The 15,757-nt window shown below is 37.7% G+C and carries 13 protein-coding genes and 1 tRNA gene; 7 read left to right on the top strand and 7 right to left on the bottom strand.

Features of this window, described 5'->3' with window-relative positions; all coding sequences use genetic code 11:
* Window positions 1-379: 379 nt before the first annotated feature.
* From thyX to H7N67_RS07600, 4 genes are read right to left on the bottom strand one after another with little or no spacing between them, the layout of a single operon-like run.
* Complete coding sequence (gene thyX, locus H7N67_RS07615; protein WP_000451960.1) at window positions 380-1,006, bottom strand: FAD-dependent thymidylate synthase; 627 nt, start codon at window positions 1,004-1,006, stop codon at window positions 380-382.
* A 21-nt stretch (window positions 1,007-1,027) separates the two neighbouring features.
* Window positions 1,028-2,821, bottom strand: coding sequence for a glutamine--fructose-6-phosphate transaminase (isomerizing) (gene glmS / locus H7N67_RS07610; RefSeq protein WP_187939583.1), 1,794 nt, complete (start codon window positions 2,819-2,821; stop codon window positions 1,028-1,030).
* Window positions 2,822-3,061, bottom strand: coding sequence for a DUF2443 domain-containing protein (locus H7N67_RS07605; RefSeq protein WP_000461845.1), 240 nt, complete (start codon window positions 3,059-3,061; stop codon window positions 2,822-2,824).
* A gap of 42 nt (window positions 3,062-3,103) precedes the next feature.
* Window positions 3,104-3,646, bottom strand: coding sequence for a nucleoside phosphorylase-I family protein (locus H7N67_RS07600; protein ID WP_187939582.1), 543 nt, complete (start codon window positions 3,644-3,646; stop codon window positions 3,104-3,106).
* Window positions 3,647-3,799: 153 nt separating this feature from the next.
* Here H7N67_RS07600 and dnaA point away from each other — a divergent pair, with 153 nt between their 5' ends.
* The gene (gene dnaA, locus H7N67_RS07595) at window positions 3,800-5,167 is read left to right on the top strand and encodes a chromosomal replication initiator protein DnaA (protein WP_165515477.1); all 1,368 of its coding nucleotides are present in this window, start codon (window positions 3,800-3,802) and stop codon (window positions 5,165-5,167) included.
* Between the two features lie 228 nt (window positions 5,168-5,395).
* Entirely contained in the window at window positions 5,396-6,835 is a 1,440-nt protein-coding gene (locus H7N67_RS07590; protein WP_187939581.1) for a competence protein, read from the top strand.
* A 2-nt stretch (window positions 6,836-6,837) separates the two neighbouring features.
* On the opposite strand, the gene H7N67_RS07585 is transcribed toward H7N67_RS07590, so the two are convergent.
* A tRNA-Phe gene (locus H7N67_RS07585) sits at window positions 6,838-6,913 on the bottom strand.
* Between the two features lie 101 nt (window positions 6,914-7,014).
* Between H7N67_RS07585 and H7N67_RS07580 the strand changes: the two genes are divergently transcribed.
* The gene (locus H7N67_RS07580; RefSeq protein ID WP_187939580.1) at window positions 7,015-7,767 is read left to right on the top strand and encodes an exodeoxyribonuclease III; all 753 of its coding nucleotides are present in this window, start codon (window positions 7,015-7,017) and stop codon (window positions 7,765-7,767) included.
* On the opposite strand, the gene H7N67_RS07575 is transcribed toward H7N67_RS07580, so the two are convergent.
* The gene (locus tag H7N67_RS07575) at window positions 7,764-8,399 is read right to left on the bottom strand and encodes an outer membrane protein (protein WP_187939579.1); all 636 of its coding nucleotides are present in this window, start codon (window positions 8,397-8,399) and stop codon (window positions 7,764-7,766) included. The two genes, H7N67_RS07580 and H7N67_RS07575, sit on opposite strands and share 4 nt — an antisense overlap.
* A 3-nt stretch (window positions 8,400-8,402) precedes the next feature.
* Window positions 8,403-8,750, bottom strand: coding sequence for a hypothetical protein (locus H7N67_RS07570; protein WP_024368663.1), 348 nt, complete (start codon window positions 8,748-8,750; stop codon window positions 8,403-8,405).
* A gap of 81 nt (window positions 8,751-8,831) precedes the next feature.
* Between H7N67_RS07570 and recG the strand changes: the two genes are divergently transcribed.
* From recG to H7N67_RS07555, 4 genes are read left to right on the top strand one after another with little or no spacing between them, the layout of a single operon-like run.
* On the top strand, window positions 8,832-10,703 hold the full coding sequence (recG, locus tag H7N67_RS07565; RefSeq protein ID WP_187939578.1) for an ATP-dependent DNA helicase RecG: 1,872 nt from the start codon (window positions 8,832-8,834) through the stop codon (window positions 10,701-10,703).
* 57 nt (window positions 10,704-10,760) lie between these two features.
* A complete protein-coding gene (locus tag H7N67_RS07560) occupies window positions 10,761-12,068 on the top strand; it encodes a site-specific DNA-methyltransferase (RefSeq protein ID WP_232263047.1) in 1,308 nt (435 codons plus the stop codon).
* Between the two features lie 4 nt (window positions 12,069-12,072).
* Window positions 12,073-12,660, top strand: a complete 588-nt coding sequence (locus H7N67_RS08050; RefSeq protein ID WP_232263046.1) for a site-specific DNA-methyltransferase — start codon at window positions 12,073-12,075, stop codon at window positions 12,658-12,660.
* Window positions 12,661-12,662: 2 nt separating this feature from the next.
* Complete coding sequence (locus H7N67_RS07555) at window positions 12,663-15,572, top strand: restriction endonuclease (RefSeq protein WP_187939577.1); 2,910 nt, start codon at window positions 12,663-12,665, stop codon at window positions 15,570-15,572.
* Window positions 15,573-15,757: the final 185 nt, after the last annotated feature.

Here is a 15,757-nt window from a genome sequence, read left to right as displayed (position 1 = left end):
AGTTATTTCAAAATGCCCCCCTATCCCCTTAAAAAAATAAATTTTATAACAAAATGACCAGTGCCCCAAAAGTCAAGGACAAACCCGCTTGAAAAGGAAACCCCTAAGCTTTTAAACTCAGGGGAACTTTGACTAATACATTACTTTTCTATAGAAAAGACCACTTTAAACCCCTTAAAAGAGATTTTAATGTATAATACTAGCCAAGAGTTTTTATCATGTCTTCTTCGCATGATAAACCCTTCAAGTTGGAATTTGCCCCATAATGCAACTATGGGGCGTGATGAAATCCTACAACAAACCCCCTTAAAATCTCATCTAATCAAAAACAAGGCGTTTTTAAAACATTAAAGAACTAATCAAGTGGATATTTTTATGCCTAATGCTTCAAACAATCTTCAAACAAATACTGATGCTCGCCAGGTAAAGCGTCAAATAAGGCTTTGGCTAAATCTTGCATTTCTTTTAAGGCTTTATTGCTGCTTCTTAAAGTCAATAAATTTTGCAAGCTCCTAGCGTTAATGCTATAGGCTAAATGCGTTTTATAGCTTTCAGGCATGGCGTATTTGGCTAAATCGTTTTTAATGTTATGCTCGCTCAATAAAACCCTTAGATTTTCCAAAGCTAAAACGCTCATTGCATTCACTTTTTCATTATCCACAAACACTAAAAACTCTTTCGCTCTTTCTAAATTCGTTTCATTAAGGGGTAAAAAGCTCTCCACTTCTTTCAATTCCCTTAAAGTGTAGCGGCTTGATTTCACGCTCAAGCTCGCTATTCGATGCCGGCTCAATTCTTGCAACGCCCCCCTGCTCAAACCCTTGATTTCAAAATTGTAATAAAGATGCTCTAAAGTGGAAGAATGCCTGAAAATATTCCCCACCCTATGGATCAAATCCTTATCCTTACAACCTCCATTATCGCTGTATTCAAAACTCTGCCAGCAAGTGCGGATCGCTTGGCTCGCAATGTCTAAAGGGGTGTAGTGTTTACAAATCACTTCCATTATTTGACTCCTAATCGCTTTTTATTCCACGGTAACGCTTTTAGCTAAGTTTCTTGGGTGATCCACATCATGATTTAGGCGCATAGCGATTTCTAAGGCTAAAAGCTGCACCGCTAAATTCATGCGGAAAAATTCCTCCATGTAGCTTTCGCTCTCTTCTAATTGGATAAAATCATCAGCGATCTCTAAAATTTCAGAGCTTAACACGCAAATCGTAGAATCCCTAGCGCTCAATTCTTCAATATTGCTTTTGGTTTTATCAAATAACAAGTGCTTAGACAATAAAGCAATGGTAAAAAGATTAGAGTCCACCAACGCAATAGGCCCATGCTTCATCTCCGCGCTCGCATACCCCTCAGCGTGCAAGTAGCTGATTTCTTTAAGTTTTAGCGCCCCTTCTAAAGCGAGCGGGTAAAACACATCGCGCCCGATATAAAAAAAGCCATGCCCATGCAAGTAGCGTTTGGATAAACGCTTGATCTTTTCATGCAATTTAGGCTCTACTTTCATCGCCTTCACGCTATTGAGCATGTTTTTGGCTTGGATTCTTTCTTCTTCTTTAGAGATGGTCCCCAATTGTTTGCCTAGATACACGCTCAAAAGCCATAAAAGCATCACTTGCGAAGAAAACGCCTTAGTGGATGCCACGCTCCGCTCCACCCCCGCTCTAATCAAAAGCGTGTGATCACTAATGCGGCTCATCATGCTAAAAGGGGCGTTACACAAACTAATGGTTTTAAGCCCTTGGGCTTTGGCTAATTTTAAAGCCTCCAAAGTGTCAGCGGTTTCGCCGCTTTGAGAAATCGCTATAAAAAGCTCGTTAGGGTTGCTTTTAAAATGGGCGTAGCGGTATTCGCTCGCTAAAATGGCCCTCGCTCTTATTTTGGCCAATCTTTCAAACAAATACACGCTCGCCAAACTCGCATGGTAACTGCTCCCGCAAGAACACAGCGTGATTTCGCTCACATTTTCTAAAAATTCAGGATCGATCTCACAATACACACTCAAGGCTTCCAAGCGCCCCTCTAAACACTCTAACAAACTGCTGTGCTGCTCATAAATCTCTTTTTCTAAATAATTCCTAAAATCCCCTTTAGAATAATCTTTATCCTCAAAAGCGTAATCTTTCATGTTTTCAATGTGTTTTAAATCTTTAAAATTTTCTAAAGAAATCTGCCCCACGCTGTTTTCTTCTAAAATGACAAATTGATCCACTTTAGGGGCTAACACGCTCAAACTGGACGCAAAAAACACCCCCTCTTTGCCCTTGCCCACGATTAAAGGCGAAGAAGATTTAGCGTAAAACAAGCTCTCTTTAGCCCTTTTATGGAGCATTAAAATCGCATAACTCCCTTTTAAAAGGCTGATGCTTTTTTCAAAGGCTTTCAATAAATCGCTCTCGCTTTTAAGCGTTTCTTCTAATAAATGCGCAATGACTTCCGTGTCCGTTTGGCTTAAAAACGCATGCCCTTTACTTTCTAATTCTTTTTTCAAACTCGCGTAATTTTCAATGATGCCATTATGCACTAAGGCTAAATTTTCTGTAAAATGCGGGTGGGCGTTCGCGTTGCTTGGTTTGCCATGCGTTGCCCATCTGGTGTGAGCGATACTCACGCCAAAATCCAAAAACTCTTTATTTTTAAGCTCCAATCTAAGGTTTTCTAATTTCCCTTGAGTTTTAAACACTTCCAAATAATCATTGCTCAATACGGCTAAACCCGCACTGTCATAACCTCTGTATTCTAATTCCTTTAATCCCTCTAAAAGAACGGATTTTTTCTCGCTATCCCCTATATAACCTACAATCCCGCACATTTAAAACACCAATAACCCTTTTTTGATTTTATTTAAAGCGTTAATAAGCTCCTTCAATCGCTCCACTTCTTCGCTTAGTTGCGTAAAAAACGCTTCATTCACGCCCTTTGGCATATCCATGCTCCCTCTTTTAATCTCAATAAAATCCCCCAAACTCAAATTCGCCAATTTTAAAAGCATTTCAATTTCATTTTGCGAGTCTTCAATCTCCGCTAAAATCTTGCGTATTTTTTCAAACATCCAACCGCCTTTAATTTAGAATGATCCATGATAGCTAAACTATTAAATTATTAAACTATCAATGATGTTTTCTAAAATCTGTTTGACTTTGGCGTGGTTTTCTTTAAATTCCTTATGCGCGTTAAGTCCTACATAGTTACTCACGCAAAAAATCCCTTTAGCTTTCAAAGAAAACGCCTTAGCCACGCTTAAGACGCTAAAAAACTCCATGTTTTCCAATAAAACGCCCTTTTGAACCATTTTTTTAGCGAACATTTCGCCGGTGTGGATATAGTTACTGCTATTGACGCCCACCCTTTCAAAAAGAGCTTCCTCTTTAGTTTCTATGTGAATGAAATTATCCAAAGGCGTGTAGCTGTTTAAATGGCTAAAACTCTCTTCAATTTGATAGCCGCAAACGCTTTCAAACACGCTTAAAAGCTCCATTTCTGGGCTATAACTCCCCGCGCTCCCTATAAAAATAAGGCTTTCTGTATCAGGGTTTTTTAAACACATTCTCGTTAAATTAATCGCGCTTCCTATCAAACCCACACCAATAGGCACCGCTTTTTTTAAAGTTTCATTCCTTCCAGCGCAAAGCAGCATGAAAATCCTTTTTTTCGCATCCATTAGCTTATTATAAAGCAAGCATTATAGACAAACCCTTAAAAGAAACACCTTAATTTTAGGGCTTCATTCACATTTCATTCACATGTTATTCCTTTTTCATTCACAACTTATTCACGCTATAATAACGCCATGGATACCAACAACAATATTGAAAAAGAAATCTTGGCGCTAGTCAAACAAAAAGTTAGTCTAATAGAGTATGAAAATTGCTTAAGCCAGCTCAAATACAACCCTAATGCGAGCAAGAGCGACATTGCCTTTTTTTATGCCCCTAACATGCTCTTATGCAATTGGATTACGGCTAAACACGGCGCGTTGCTTAAAGAAATTTTAAGCCAGAATAAAGTCGGCATGCACTTAGCCCATAGCGTGGACGTGCGTATTGAAGTAGCGCCTAAAATCCAAATTAGCACCCAAGCTAATATCAATTACAAAGCCATAAAAACGAGCGTCAAAGACTCTTACACTTTTGAAAATTTTGTCGTAGGCTCATGCAATAACACCGTTTATGAAATCGCTAAAAAAGTCGCCCAAAGCGATACCCCCCCTTATAACCCGGTGCTTTTTTATGGCGGCACAGGGTTAGGCAAAACGCACATTTTAAACGCTATCGGTAACCATGCCCTAGAAAAGCATAAAAAAGTCGTGTTAGTCACTTCAGAAGATTTTTTGACAGACTTTTTAAAGCATTTAGACAACAAAACCATGGATTCTTTTAAAAAAAAATACCGCCATTGCGACTTTTTCTTATTAGATGACGCCCAATTTTTGCAAGGAAAACCCAAGCTAGAAGAAGAATTTTTCCACACTTTTAACGAATTGCATGCTAACAGCAAACAAATCGTATTGATTTCAGACCGATCGCCTAAAAACATCGCCGGCTTAGAAGATCGCTTAAAATCGCGCTTTGAATGGGGGATAACCGCTAAAGTCATGCCCCCTGATTTAGAAACCAAACTTTCCATTGTCAAACAAAAATGCCAGCTCAATAAAATCACTTTACCTGAAGAGGTGATGGAATACATCGCCCAACACATCAGCGACAATATCCGCCAAATGGAAGGCGCGATCATTAAAATCAGCGTGAACGCGAACTTAATGAACGCCACCATTGATTTGAACCTCGCTAAAACCGTTTTAGAAGATTTGCAAAAAGATCATGCTGAAGGCTCAAGTCTAGAAAATATCTTGCTCGCTGTCGCGCAAAGCCTGAATCTCAAATCCAGTGAGATCAAGGTCTCTTCGCGCCAAAAAAACGTCGCTTTGGCGAGAAAATTAGTCGTGTATTTCGCCAGGCTCTATACCCCTAACCCCACGCTCTCGCTCGCTCAATTTTTGGATTTAAAGGATCATTCAAGCATTTCTAAAATGTATTCTAGCGTTAAAAAAATGCTTGAAGAAGAAAAAAGCCCTTTTATTTTAAGCCTTAGAGAAGAAATCAAAAACCGCTTGAACGAATTGAACGATAAAAAAACCGCTTTCAATTCAAGTGAATGAAAAAAGGCTTATGAAAAAGCGTTTCATTCACTCTTTTTCAAATCCTACAACCCCCCTAAAAACGCGCACCCCTAAAGCTTTTTAATGTTTCATTCCATCCATTCACGCCCCTACTACTGTTACTAAATATTATTAATTAAAGTGTTACCTATCTATAACTTATTAATGACTTTTACTAAACCTTTTTTTAAGATATAATCCAAAAATCAAAAATAAAAAGGAATAAGCATGAAAAAATCCCTTTGTTTGTCTTTCTTTCTGACCTTCTCTAACCCTCTTCAAGCCCTTGTGATCGAGCTTTTAGAAGAAATCAAAACTTCGCCGCATAAAGGCACTTTTAAGGCTAAAGTCCTTGATTCTAAAGAACCCAAACAAGTTTTAGGCGTTTATAATATCTCCCCACACAAAAAACTCACGCTTACTATCACCCACATATCCACTGCAATCGTCTATCAACCCCTTGATGAAAAACTTTCTTTAGAAACGACCTTAAACCCTAACCGCCCTACTATCCCTAGAAACACCCAGATTGTTTTTTCTTCAAAAGAATTGAAAGAAGCGCACGCACATCAAATGCCTTCTTTAAACGCGCCCATGCAAAAACCACAAAACAAACCCCATTCATCGCAACAATCCCCTCAAAACTTTTCTTACCCAGAGTCCAAACTAGGCTCTAAAAACTCTAAAAACAGCCTTTTACAGCCTTTAGTAACTCCCAGCAAAATAAGCCCCACTAACGAAACTCAAACGCCAACAAACGACACTAAACCCCCTTTAAAGCATTCTTCAGAAGATCAACAAAACAACCTCTTTATAACGCCACCCACTGAAAAAACGCTCCCTAACAACACCCCTAACGCTGATATTAATGAAAACAACGAAAGCAACGAAAATAGGGACAATGTGGAAAAACAAGCCGTTAGAGATGCTAATGTTAAAGAATTTGCGTGCGGGAAGTGGGTTTATGATGATGAAAATTTACAAGCTTACCGCCCAAGCATTTTAAAACGCGTTGATGAAGACAAACAGACTGCGACAGACATTACCCCTTGCGATTACAGCACCGCTGAAAATAAAAGCGGTAAAATCATTACCCCCTATACTAAAATCTCTGTTCATAAAACAGAGCCTTTAGAAGAGCCGCAAACTTTTGAAGCTAAAAATAATTTCGCCATTCTTCAAGCCAGAAGCTCTACAGAAAAATGCAAAAGGGCTAGAGCAAGAAAAGACGGCACAACTAGGCAATGCTATCTGATAGAAGAGCCTTTAAAACAAGCATGGGAAAGTGAGTATGAAATCACCACGCAATTAGTAAAAGCCGTATATGAACGCCCCAAACAAGACGATCAAGTAGAGCCGACTTTTTATGAAACCAGCGAATTGGCTTATTCTTCCACACGAAAAAGCGAAATAACGCACAATGAATTGAATTTGAATGAAAAATTCATGGAATTTGTGGAAGTGTATGAGGGGCATTATTTAAACGATATAATCAAAGAGAGCAGCGAATACAAAGAATGGGTTAAAAACCATGTGCGCTTTAAAGAAGGGGTGTGCATGGCCTTAGAAATAGAAGAGCAACCACGAGCTAAAAGCACGCCTTTAAGCATTGAAAACTCTCGTGTTGTGTGTGTCAAAAAGGGGAATTATTTATTCAACGAAGTTTAAAATGGTGGCTTGAGGCGGAATCGAACCACCGACACGAAGATTTTCAGTCTTCTGCTCTACCGACTGAGCTATCAAGCCAAGCAAAAAACAATTATTACATAAAAAAGGTAAAATAAAGCTTAATTTTTAAAAAAATGACTAAAAAGATATAATTCACTCAAAATTAAACAAGGATTAAAATGAAATTGATTTCATGGAATGTGAACGGGTTAAGGGCTTGCATGACTAAGGGCTTTATGGATTTTTTTAATAGCGTTGATGCGGATGTTTTTTGCATTCAAGAATCTAAAATGCAACAAGAACAAAACACTTTTGAATTTAAAGGGTATTTTGATTTTTGGAATTGCGCGATTAAAAAGGGCTATTCTGGAGTGGTAACTTTCACTAAAAAAGAGCCTTTAAGCGTGAGCTATGGGATTAATATGGAAGAGCATGACAAAGAAGGGCGCGTGGTAACTTGCGAATTTGAGTCGTTTTATTTGGTGAATGTTTATACCCCTAATTCCCAACAAGCCCTATCCAGGCTTAGTTACCGCATGAGCTGGGAAATGGAATTTAAGAAATTTTTAAAAGCTTTAGAGTTAAAAAAACCGGTCATTGTGTGCGGGGATTTGAATGTGGCCCACAATGAAATTGATTTAGAAAACCCTAAAACCAACCGAAAAAACGCGGGCTTTAGCGATGAAGAGAGGGAAAAATTCAGCGAGCTTTTGAACGCTGGTTTTATTGACACTTTCCGTTATTTTTACCCCAACAAAGAAAAGGCTTATACCTGGTGGAGTTACATGCAACAAGCAAGGGACAAAAACATTGGTTGGCGCATTGATTATTTTCTATGCTCTAACCCTTTAAAAACGCACTTAAAAGACGCTTTAATCTATAAAGATATTTTAGGGAGTGATCATTGCCCGGTAGGGTTGGAATTAGTCTAAAGGTAGAAAGTGTGCGAAATAAAGACAGAAAAAAGCCTTACAAAGGGTGAGTCGTATTCAAAAGCAAAGGGCCATTTGATCCCCACTTCAATACTCGCGTCATGGTGGAATAGCACGGTTTGGAATTTAAACCCCACTAAACCTAGCATCCTAAAATTTGAAGTTTTGAGCGAAAACCCTTGAATGCTACGCCAATCGTCAATAATGAAATTCGCGCTGTGCTTGGAAAGAGTCCATGTGTTTTCAGCAACTTGCATGCCATAGAAGAGGGAAAAAACATACAAGGGGTTTTTATTGTATTCTACGATCAAATCCCCCCCAAAGCCATAAGTGAACATGTTCGCTTGAGCGCCCGTTCTTTTATTGAGAATGACATTCCCGTAATCCATAAAAAAGTAATAGCGCGAATAAAACCAGTAATTAGTGGGGTTAATCTCCCAGCCTAAAGAAAAGCTCGCCCCTTCAATCGTGCGTTTAAGATCGTTGTATTTTTTCATGATCATTTTCCCTACCTGATACTGAGAAGCCACATAAAAACGGCTTTTGGCTTGCATAAGGGTAGGGCTTAAAAAATAAACGCTTAAAAATAAGGGGGTTACTTTTTTAAATAAATCCTTTGAAAAAAATTTCACACTTTAATACTTCCTGTTGAGCGGAGAATTGAGATTGTCTTGGTGGTTAGTGGCTCGTTGCAAAACATTGTTCGTTCTTTTTTGCGAAGGATCAGCGTTTTCTTCATTATTGATTTCATCAATTTTATTTTCGTTATTGATCAGATCATTCACCTCTTTAGTGACTTTTTCATCTTCTTCTTCATGCTCAATCTTTTTTATATCCTTATTAGGTTGATTGATTGGATTGTTTTGAGTGGTTTTAGTGTTGTTTTGGTGCGATTGGGACGATTTTTTAGGCTCGTCTTTGCATGCACTCAACAAGCTTAAAACAAAAGAGATAGCGATAAAATGAGTGATTTTAGATTTCATCAATTAAATTTCCTTAAGTCAATGTATAATTTGATTATCTTATCATAAAAACGATTAAGGATTGGCTAGGGTGAGAACAAATTGCAAGAAACAGATAATTTATTAAAAACATTGAATGTGAAATCGCTTTTAGAAGCTTTGCTTGTTTATACGCCTAAGGGTTATAAGGATTTAAGCTTGTTAGAGCGTTTTGAAACAGGCTTGAGTGGCGTTTTAGAGGTGGGTATTTTAGAAAAAAGGAACTACGCCAAAGTTTTAAAGATTTTCGCCTATTCCAAACGATTTTATAAAAATTTAGAGCTTGTTTTTTTCAACTACAGCGCGTTTCATTACAACCAGTTTAAAACCGGCGAGAGTTTGTTCATTTATGGTAAATTAGAGCAAAGCTCTTTTAATCAAGCTTATATCATTAACACGCCTAAAATCCTTACTGAGTTTGGCAAGATTTCTTTAATTTTCAAAAAAGTTAAAAACCATAAAAAAATACAAGAAAATTTACAAAAACTCATTTCATTAGAAAATTTAAAAAAGGAAGGTGTTAAAGAGAATATCGCGCGTTTGTTGTTAGAAATCTTTTTCCCCACGCCGCATTTTGTCAAGGATTTTGAAACGAATAAAAATTTTCCTTCACAACATTTAAATGCATTAAAATACATTGAAATGCTTTTTTATATGAAAAATTTAGAGCGCAAAAAATTGCAATTCAACGCTAAAATCGCATGTCCCAATAATAGCGAACGCTTGAAAGCGTTTATCGCTTCTTTACCCTTCAAACTCACTCGCGATCAACAAAACGCCATTAAAGAAATCCAAAGCGATCTCACCAGTTCTATAGCGTGCAAGCGTTTGATTGTGGGCGATGTGGGGTGCGGGAAAACGATGGTGATTTTAGCGAGCATGGTATTAGCTTACCCTAATAAAACCCTTTTAATGGCGCCCACTTCCATTCTCGCTAAACAGCTTTATAACGAAGCCTTAAAATTTTTACCCTCTTATTTTGAAGTGGAATTACTGCTTGGCGGGAGCCGCAAGAAGCGATCCAATCATTTGTTTGAAACAATCACGCATGTGGTTATCGGCACGCAAGCGTTGTTGTTTGATAAGCGCGATTTAGATGAATTCGCTTTAGTGATCACTGATGAGCAGCACCGATTTGGCACAAAACAGCGCTACCAATTAGAAAAAATGGCAAGCAGTAAGGGTAATAAACCCCATTCCTTGCAATTTTCCGCTACCCCCATTCCTCGCACGCTCGCCCTAGCCAAAAGCGCGTTTGTGAAAACGACCATGATTAGAGAAATCCCTTACCTTAAAGAAATTGAAACTCTGGTCTTGCATAAAAGGGATTTTAAAATAGTGATGGAAAAAATCAGCGAAGAAATCGCTAAAAACCATCAAGTCATTGTCGTTTATCCGCTGGTGAATGAGAGCGAAAAAATCCCGTATTTATCGCTCAGTGAGGGGGCAAGTTTTTGGCAAAAACGCTTTAAAAAGGTTTATACCACTTCAGGGCAAGATAAAAATAAAGAAGAAGTGATTGAAGAATTTAGAGAGTCCGGGAGCATTCTTTTAGCGACTACGCTCATTGAGGTGGGCATTTCTTTACCACGATTGAGCGTGATGGTGATTTTAGCGCCCGAAAGATTAGGCTTAGCGACTTTACACCAGTTAAGGGGGCGCGTGTCTCGTAACGGCTTGAAAGGCTATTGTTTTTTATGCACGATCCAAGAAGAAAACGAACGATTAGAAAAGTTTGCTGATGAATTAGACGGCTTTAAAATCGCTGAATTGGATTTAGAATACAGAAAAAGCGGGGATTTACTCCAGGGCGGGGAGCAGAGCGGGAATAGTTTTGAATACATTGACTTATCCAAAGATGAAAACATTATCGCTGAAGTGAAACAAGATTTTTTAAAAAACGCTAGCGTTTCACATGGAACATTTGAAAATTGAAAATTGAAAATTAAGGCGGAATTGGGTAATTTAAATCATTTAAAATAAAGGATAGCAATGCAAAATAAAGAAATTAGTGGAGAAAAAAGCGTTAAGGAAAAAAATTTAGAGGTTTTTAATCGTTATTTTCCCGGTTGCTTGAGTGTGGAAAATGATAACAAGCTCACGCTGGATGTGAAAAGATTAAAAGCGTTACTAGGGGATTTTAGCGAGATAAAAGAAGAGGGCTATGGGTTGGATTTTGTGGGTAAGAAAATCGCCTTAAATCAAGCTTTTAAGAAAAATCATAAGATTTTAAAGCCCTTAAATGAATCCACGAGCAAGCACATTCTCATCAAGGGCGATAATTTAGACGCTCTTAAAATCTTAAAACAAAGTTATAGTGAAAAAATCAAAATGATTTACATTGATCCGCCTTACAACACGAAAAACGAGAATTTTATCTATGGCGATGATTTCTCGCAATCCAATGAAGAGGTTTTAAAAACATTGGATTATTCTAAAGAAAAGCTGGATTATATCAAGAATCTTTTTGGGTCAAAATGCCATAGCGGGTGGCTTAGTTTCATGTATCCTAGATTGTTGCTCGCTAAAGATTTGCTCAAACAAGACGGCGTGATTTTCATTTCTATTGACGATAACGAGTGCGCCCAACTCAAACTTTTATGCGATGAAATTTTTGGGGAGGGGAATTTTGTGGCTGATTTCATTAGAAAAACTAAAAGCACGACTAATGACGCTAAAACGGGCGTCAATTACCAACATGAATTTTTACTCTGTTATGCGAAAAATAAAGAGTTTGTCAATCTCTTAGGAGGACAAAAGAATTTAGAAAACTACAAAAACCCTGATAACGACCCTAATGGAGCATGGATTAGCAGTGATCCTAGTAAGGCTGGTTATGCTGAAATACAATACTATCCCATTACTAATCCATATACGGGTAAAGTAGATTATCCACCCAAAGGGCGTTCGTGGATACCTACAAAAAATACATTGCAAAAACACATTGATGAAGGGCGTATTTGCTTTAAAAAAGAGCATAAAGATAATGAAAGGGGATTTATTTACAAACGCTATTTAAAGGATTTAAAAACCACGCAAAAGATTTTTGATAGTTTAGTTTTTACAGACAATCTTTATATGAACCAAGCAGCAACTAAAGAATTATTAAGTCTTGAATTAGCGGAGTATTTTAGTTATCCAAAGGGCGTGGATTTTATGGCTAAGATTGTAGAGCATGCCACCAACGAGGGCGACATCATCTTAGATTTTTTTGCCGGGAGCGGGACAACCGCGCATGCCGTGTTAGAGAGTAATAAGAGCGATTATCAAAAATTAAGTGAGGGGGGGGGGGTTATTTAATGGCTTGAACGCCACATTTAAAGAAAGGCGCTTCATTCTCGTCCAATTAGATGAAAAAATTGACCCCAAGAAAAACAAAAGCGCGCATGATTTTTGTTTAAACACCCTAAAATCACGCTCCCCGAGCATTTTTGACATTACCGAAGAAAGGATTAAAAGAGCGGGGGCTAAAATCAAAGAAGCTTGCGCGTATTTAGATGTGGGGTTTAGAGCGTTTGAAATCATTGATGATGGAACGCATGCGAACGATAAAAATCTCAGTCAAGCCAAGCAAAAGGATTTGTTCGCTTATTCTAACCTTGATAGAATGGAAACTCAAACGATTTTAATCAAGCTTTTAGGCTGCGAGGGTTTGGAGCTCACTACGCCTATAATTTGCTTGATTGAAAACGCCTTGTATCTGGCTCAAAATACGGCTTTCATTGTGGGGGATATAGAAATGAGCGAAGTTTTAGAAAACTTGAAAGATAAAGGGGTGGAAAAAATTAGCGTGTATATGCCAGCTATCAGTAACGATAGGCTGTGTTTGGAATTGGGCAGTAATTTGTTGGATTTGAAATTAGAGAGCGGCGATTTAAAGATTAGGGGGTAGAGGTGAAAATCAAATTCAAACGATTGGATTATCAGGAGCAATGCCGGGACCAGATTTTAGGAGTGTTTAAGGGGATCTATTTTGAAGAGCCAGAAAATGACGCTCAAAGGATTTCTAACCCTGTTTTTGAAATAGGGGCGATCAAAGATCTTTTATTAGAAAATATCCAAAATTTGCAATCAGAGCAAAAAATAACCCAGAAAAGCGTGGGGATTGACAAGTCGTTAAACTGCGATATTTTAATGGAAACAGGCACCGGGAAGACCTTTTGCTTTTTGGAATGCGTTTATGCCTTGCACAAAAACTACCATTTGTCAAAATTTATCGTTTTAACGCCAAGCAACGCCATTAAATTAGGGGTTTTAAAGAGTATTGAAATCACCAGAGAATTTTTTAAAAGCGAATATTCTAACACGCATTTAGAAAGCTATGAAGATATAGAAAGATTTATTCTAGCGAGCAACCACAAATGCTGCGTGTTGGTGATGACTTTTTCTGCCTTCAATAAAGAGAAAAACACTATCAACAAATCATGCCTAGAAAACACGAATCTGTTCAATGGCGCAACAAGTTACATGCAAGCTTTAGCGAGTATCCACCCGGTAGTGATCATGGACGAACCGCACCGATTTTTAGGCGATAAAACAAAAAAATATTTGGAACAATTAAACGCTTTAATCACGCTCAGGTTTGGGGCGACTTTTAAAGATGATTATAATAATTTGATTTACGCGCTAGACAGCAAAAAAGCGTTTGATTGCGCCCTAGTGAAAAGCATTAGCGTGGCGTCTGTGGGGGAGAGTGATGAGTATTTTTTAGAGCTTAAAGAGGCTAACAAAAAACAAAATGAAGCCACGATCAATTACACGAATTTGGAAAATAAAACTCAAAGCGTCAAAGTCAAAACGCATGATAATTTAGGCGCGCTAACTCATATCAGTGCTTTAGAAGATTACATTGTAGAAAACATCACTAAAAAAGAGGTGCGTTTTCTCAATGGCGTTAATTTGTTGCTGGATCAAAAAGAGCCTTTTTCTTATTTTGTAGAGGGCGAGCAAGAAGTGATGCTGAAAGAAGCGATAAAAAGCCATTTTGAAAGAGAAGAAGGGCTTTTTAAGAAGGGGATTAAAGCCTTGTGCATGGTGTTTATTAGCGGGGTGAATAGCTATTTAAGCGAGAATGAACAGCCGGCTAAATTAGCCCTTTTATTTGAAAAACTATACCAACAAAAGCTTGAAGAAGTTTTAAAAAAGCCTTTAGATGAAAATTATAGAGCGTATTTAGAGCGCACTAAAGACGCTATTTACAAAGTGCATGGAGGGTATTTTGCTAAAAGCAAGAAAGAGAGCGATGAAGCCCAAGTGATCGCGCTCATTTTAAAAGAAAAAGAAAAATTGCTGAGTTTTGATTCCGATCTCAGGTTTATTTTTTCGCAATGGGCGTTGCAAGAGGGGTGGGATAACCCTAATGTGATGACGATTTGCAAATTAGCCCCTAGCCATTCCAATATCACTAAATTGCAACAAATCGGTAGGGGGCTAAGGCTCGCTGTGAATGATAAGGGCGAGCGCATCACTAAAGAGCATGCTGATTTTGATTTTGTCAATGAATTGGTGGTGATCGTGCCGCAAGTGGAGGGGGATTTTGTGGGAGCGATCCAGCAAGAGATAAGCGAGCATAGCTTGATTAAACAAGAATTTAGCGCAGAAGAGTTAGAAAAAAGCGGCGTTGTTAGAAAAGGGTATTATGGGGTTTTATTGGAAACATTAGAGGGTTTGGGTTTTGGAGAAAAAACAGGTGATGAAAACTTTAAACTCACTCTCAACCAAAACGAATTTTTAAAAAAAGAGCCGGAACTAGAAAAATTAAAAGATGAAAAATACTTGGATTTTGAAAAATTAAAAGATTTTTTAAAAGATCGTTTAGTTGGTCATTTTAGAGTTAGGAATAAAAACGAGCGAAAAACTGAAAAAATCAAAATCAATAAAGAAAATTTTAAAAAATTTGAAACCTTATGGGCGGGTTTGAACCATCAAGCCCGAATCGCTTATGCCATTGATAGCGAGAGTTTGATTGATGAGATTGTCAAAAAAATCAATGATTCTTTTAAAGTCAGTTCAAAAAGCGTTTTGGTTACGACGCATAAAAAAGCAGAAACTATGGGAAATAACGCCAAAACAGAGATTTTTGAGCGAGAAAGCGCATGCGTGTGGAGCTTGCATGAATTTATCAGCGCCTTGTCTAATAAGGTGAAATTGAGTTTTAAAAGCGTGGCTAAAGTGTTAGAAAAGATTGATGAAAACAAGTTTAATGAAATTAAGAAAAACGAACAAGAGGGCTTAAGGCGCTTAGAAGATCTGTTTTTGGAAATCATTTATCAAAATATTGAAGATAAAATCTCCTATCAAATGCGCGAAACGACGATTAAAAACAGAAAAAACGATGCGTTTTATGATGAAAAGGGAGAGATTAGAGAGTTTTTAGATGGGAGTTTGAGGGGAGATAAATATGAGATTAAAAATTCAAGCGCTCAAGAAAAATGCTTGTATGAAAATTTCATGCAAGTGGATAGCGAGATTGAAAAAGACACGATTGAAGAATCTAACGACACTAAAATCATTGTTTTTGGCAAGCTCCCTAGGGTTAAAATCCCGGTAGGGTTGAATCAAACTTATAGCCCTGATTTTGGGTATGTGGTTGAAAACAACGATAAAAAAGTGTTATTAGTGGTAGAAACTAAGGGGGTTGATAAAAAAAGCGAATTACGCCCTGAAGAAGAGCGGAAAATTTCAACCGCTAAGAAATTTTTTGAAGCTTTAAAAAAGCAAGGCGTGAACATTGAATACGAAACCAAAATGAACAAAGATCAATTAAGCGCGTTGATCAATGAAGTTTTAAATCGTAAAGATTAGAGCTAATAAGATCAATTACCCTAATGTTTCACATGGAACAATTTTAAAGAAAAGCGTTTTATCCCACTAGCACGAAAAACTCCGTCCTTTAGGGCGGAGATGTAAGTGCATATCTGTTAGGTATTTGAATATCGTTTCACCTAGATCCATTCGCTTTTTAGTGCATTCTATTAAAAATCAAAGTT

Source organism: Helicobacter pylori (assembly GCF_014498195.1).
Taxonomy (GTDB): Bacteria; Campylobacterota; Campylobacteria; order Campylobacterales; family Helicobacteraceae; genus Helicobacter; species Helicobacter pylori_DO.
The sequence above is the reverse complement of the archived record's forward strand: the minus strand, read 5'-3'. Positions and strand labels throughout refer to the sequence as shown.

Bases quoted from the DNA above. Each gene is read 5' to 3' on its own strand.
- thyX (WP_000451960.1), bottom strand. From the start codon at position 1,006: ATGGAAGTGATTTGTAAACACTACACCCCTTTAGACATTGCGAGCCAA.
- glmS (WP_187939583.1), bottom strand. From the start codon at position 2,821: ATGTGCGGGATTGTAGGTTATATAGGGGATAGCGAGAAAAAATCCGTT.
- H7N67_RS07605 (WP_000461845.1), bottom strand. From the start codon at position 3,061: ATGTTTGAAAAAATACGCAAGATTTTAGCGGAGATTGAAGACTCGCAA.
- H7N67_RS07600 (WP_187939582.1), bottom strand. From the start codon at position 3,646: ATGCTGCTTTGCGCTGGAAGGAATGAAACTTTAAAAAAAGCGGTGCCT.
- dnaA (WP_165515477.1), top strand. From the start codon at position 3,800: ATGGATACCAACAACAATATTGAAAAAGAAATCTTGGCGCTAGTCAAA.
- H7N67_RS07590 (WP_187939581.1), top strand. From the start codon at position 5,396: ATGAAAAAATCCCTTTGTTTGTCTTTCTTTCTGACCTTCTCTAACCCT.
- H7N67_RS07580 (WP_187939580.1), top strand. From the start codon at position 7,015: ATGAAATTGATTTCATGGAATGTGAACGGGTTAAGGGCTTGCATGACT.
- H7N67_RS07570 (WP_024368663.1), bottom strand. From the start codon at position 8,750: ATGAAATCTAAAATCACTCATTTTATCGCTATCTCTTTTGTTTTAAGC.
- H7N67_RS07560 (WP_232263047.1), top strand. From the start codon at position 10,761: ATGCAAAATAAAGAAATTAGTGGAGAAAAAAGCGTTAAGGAAAAAAAT.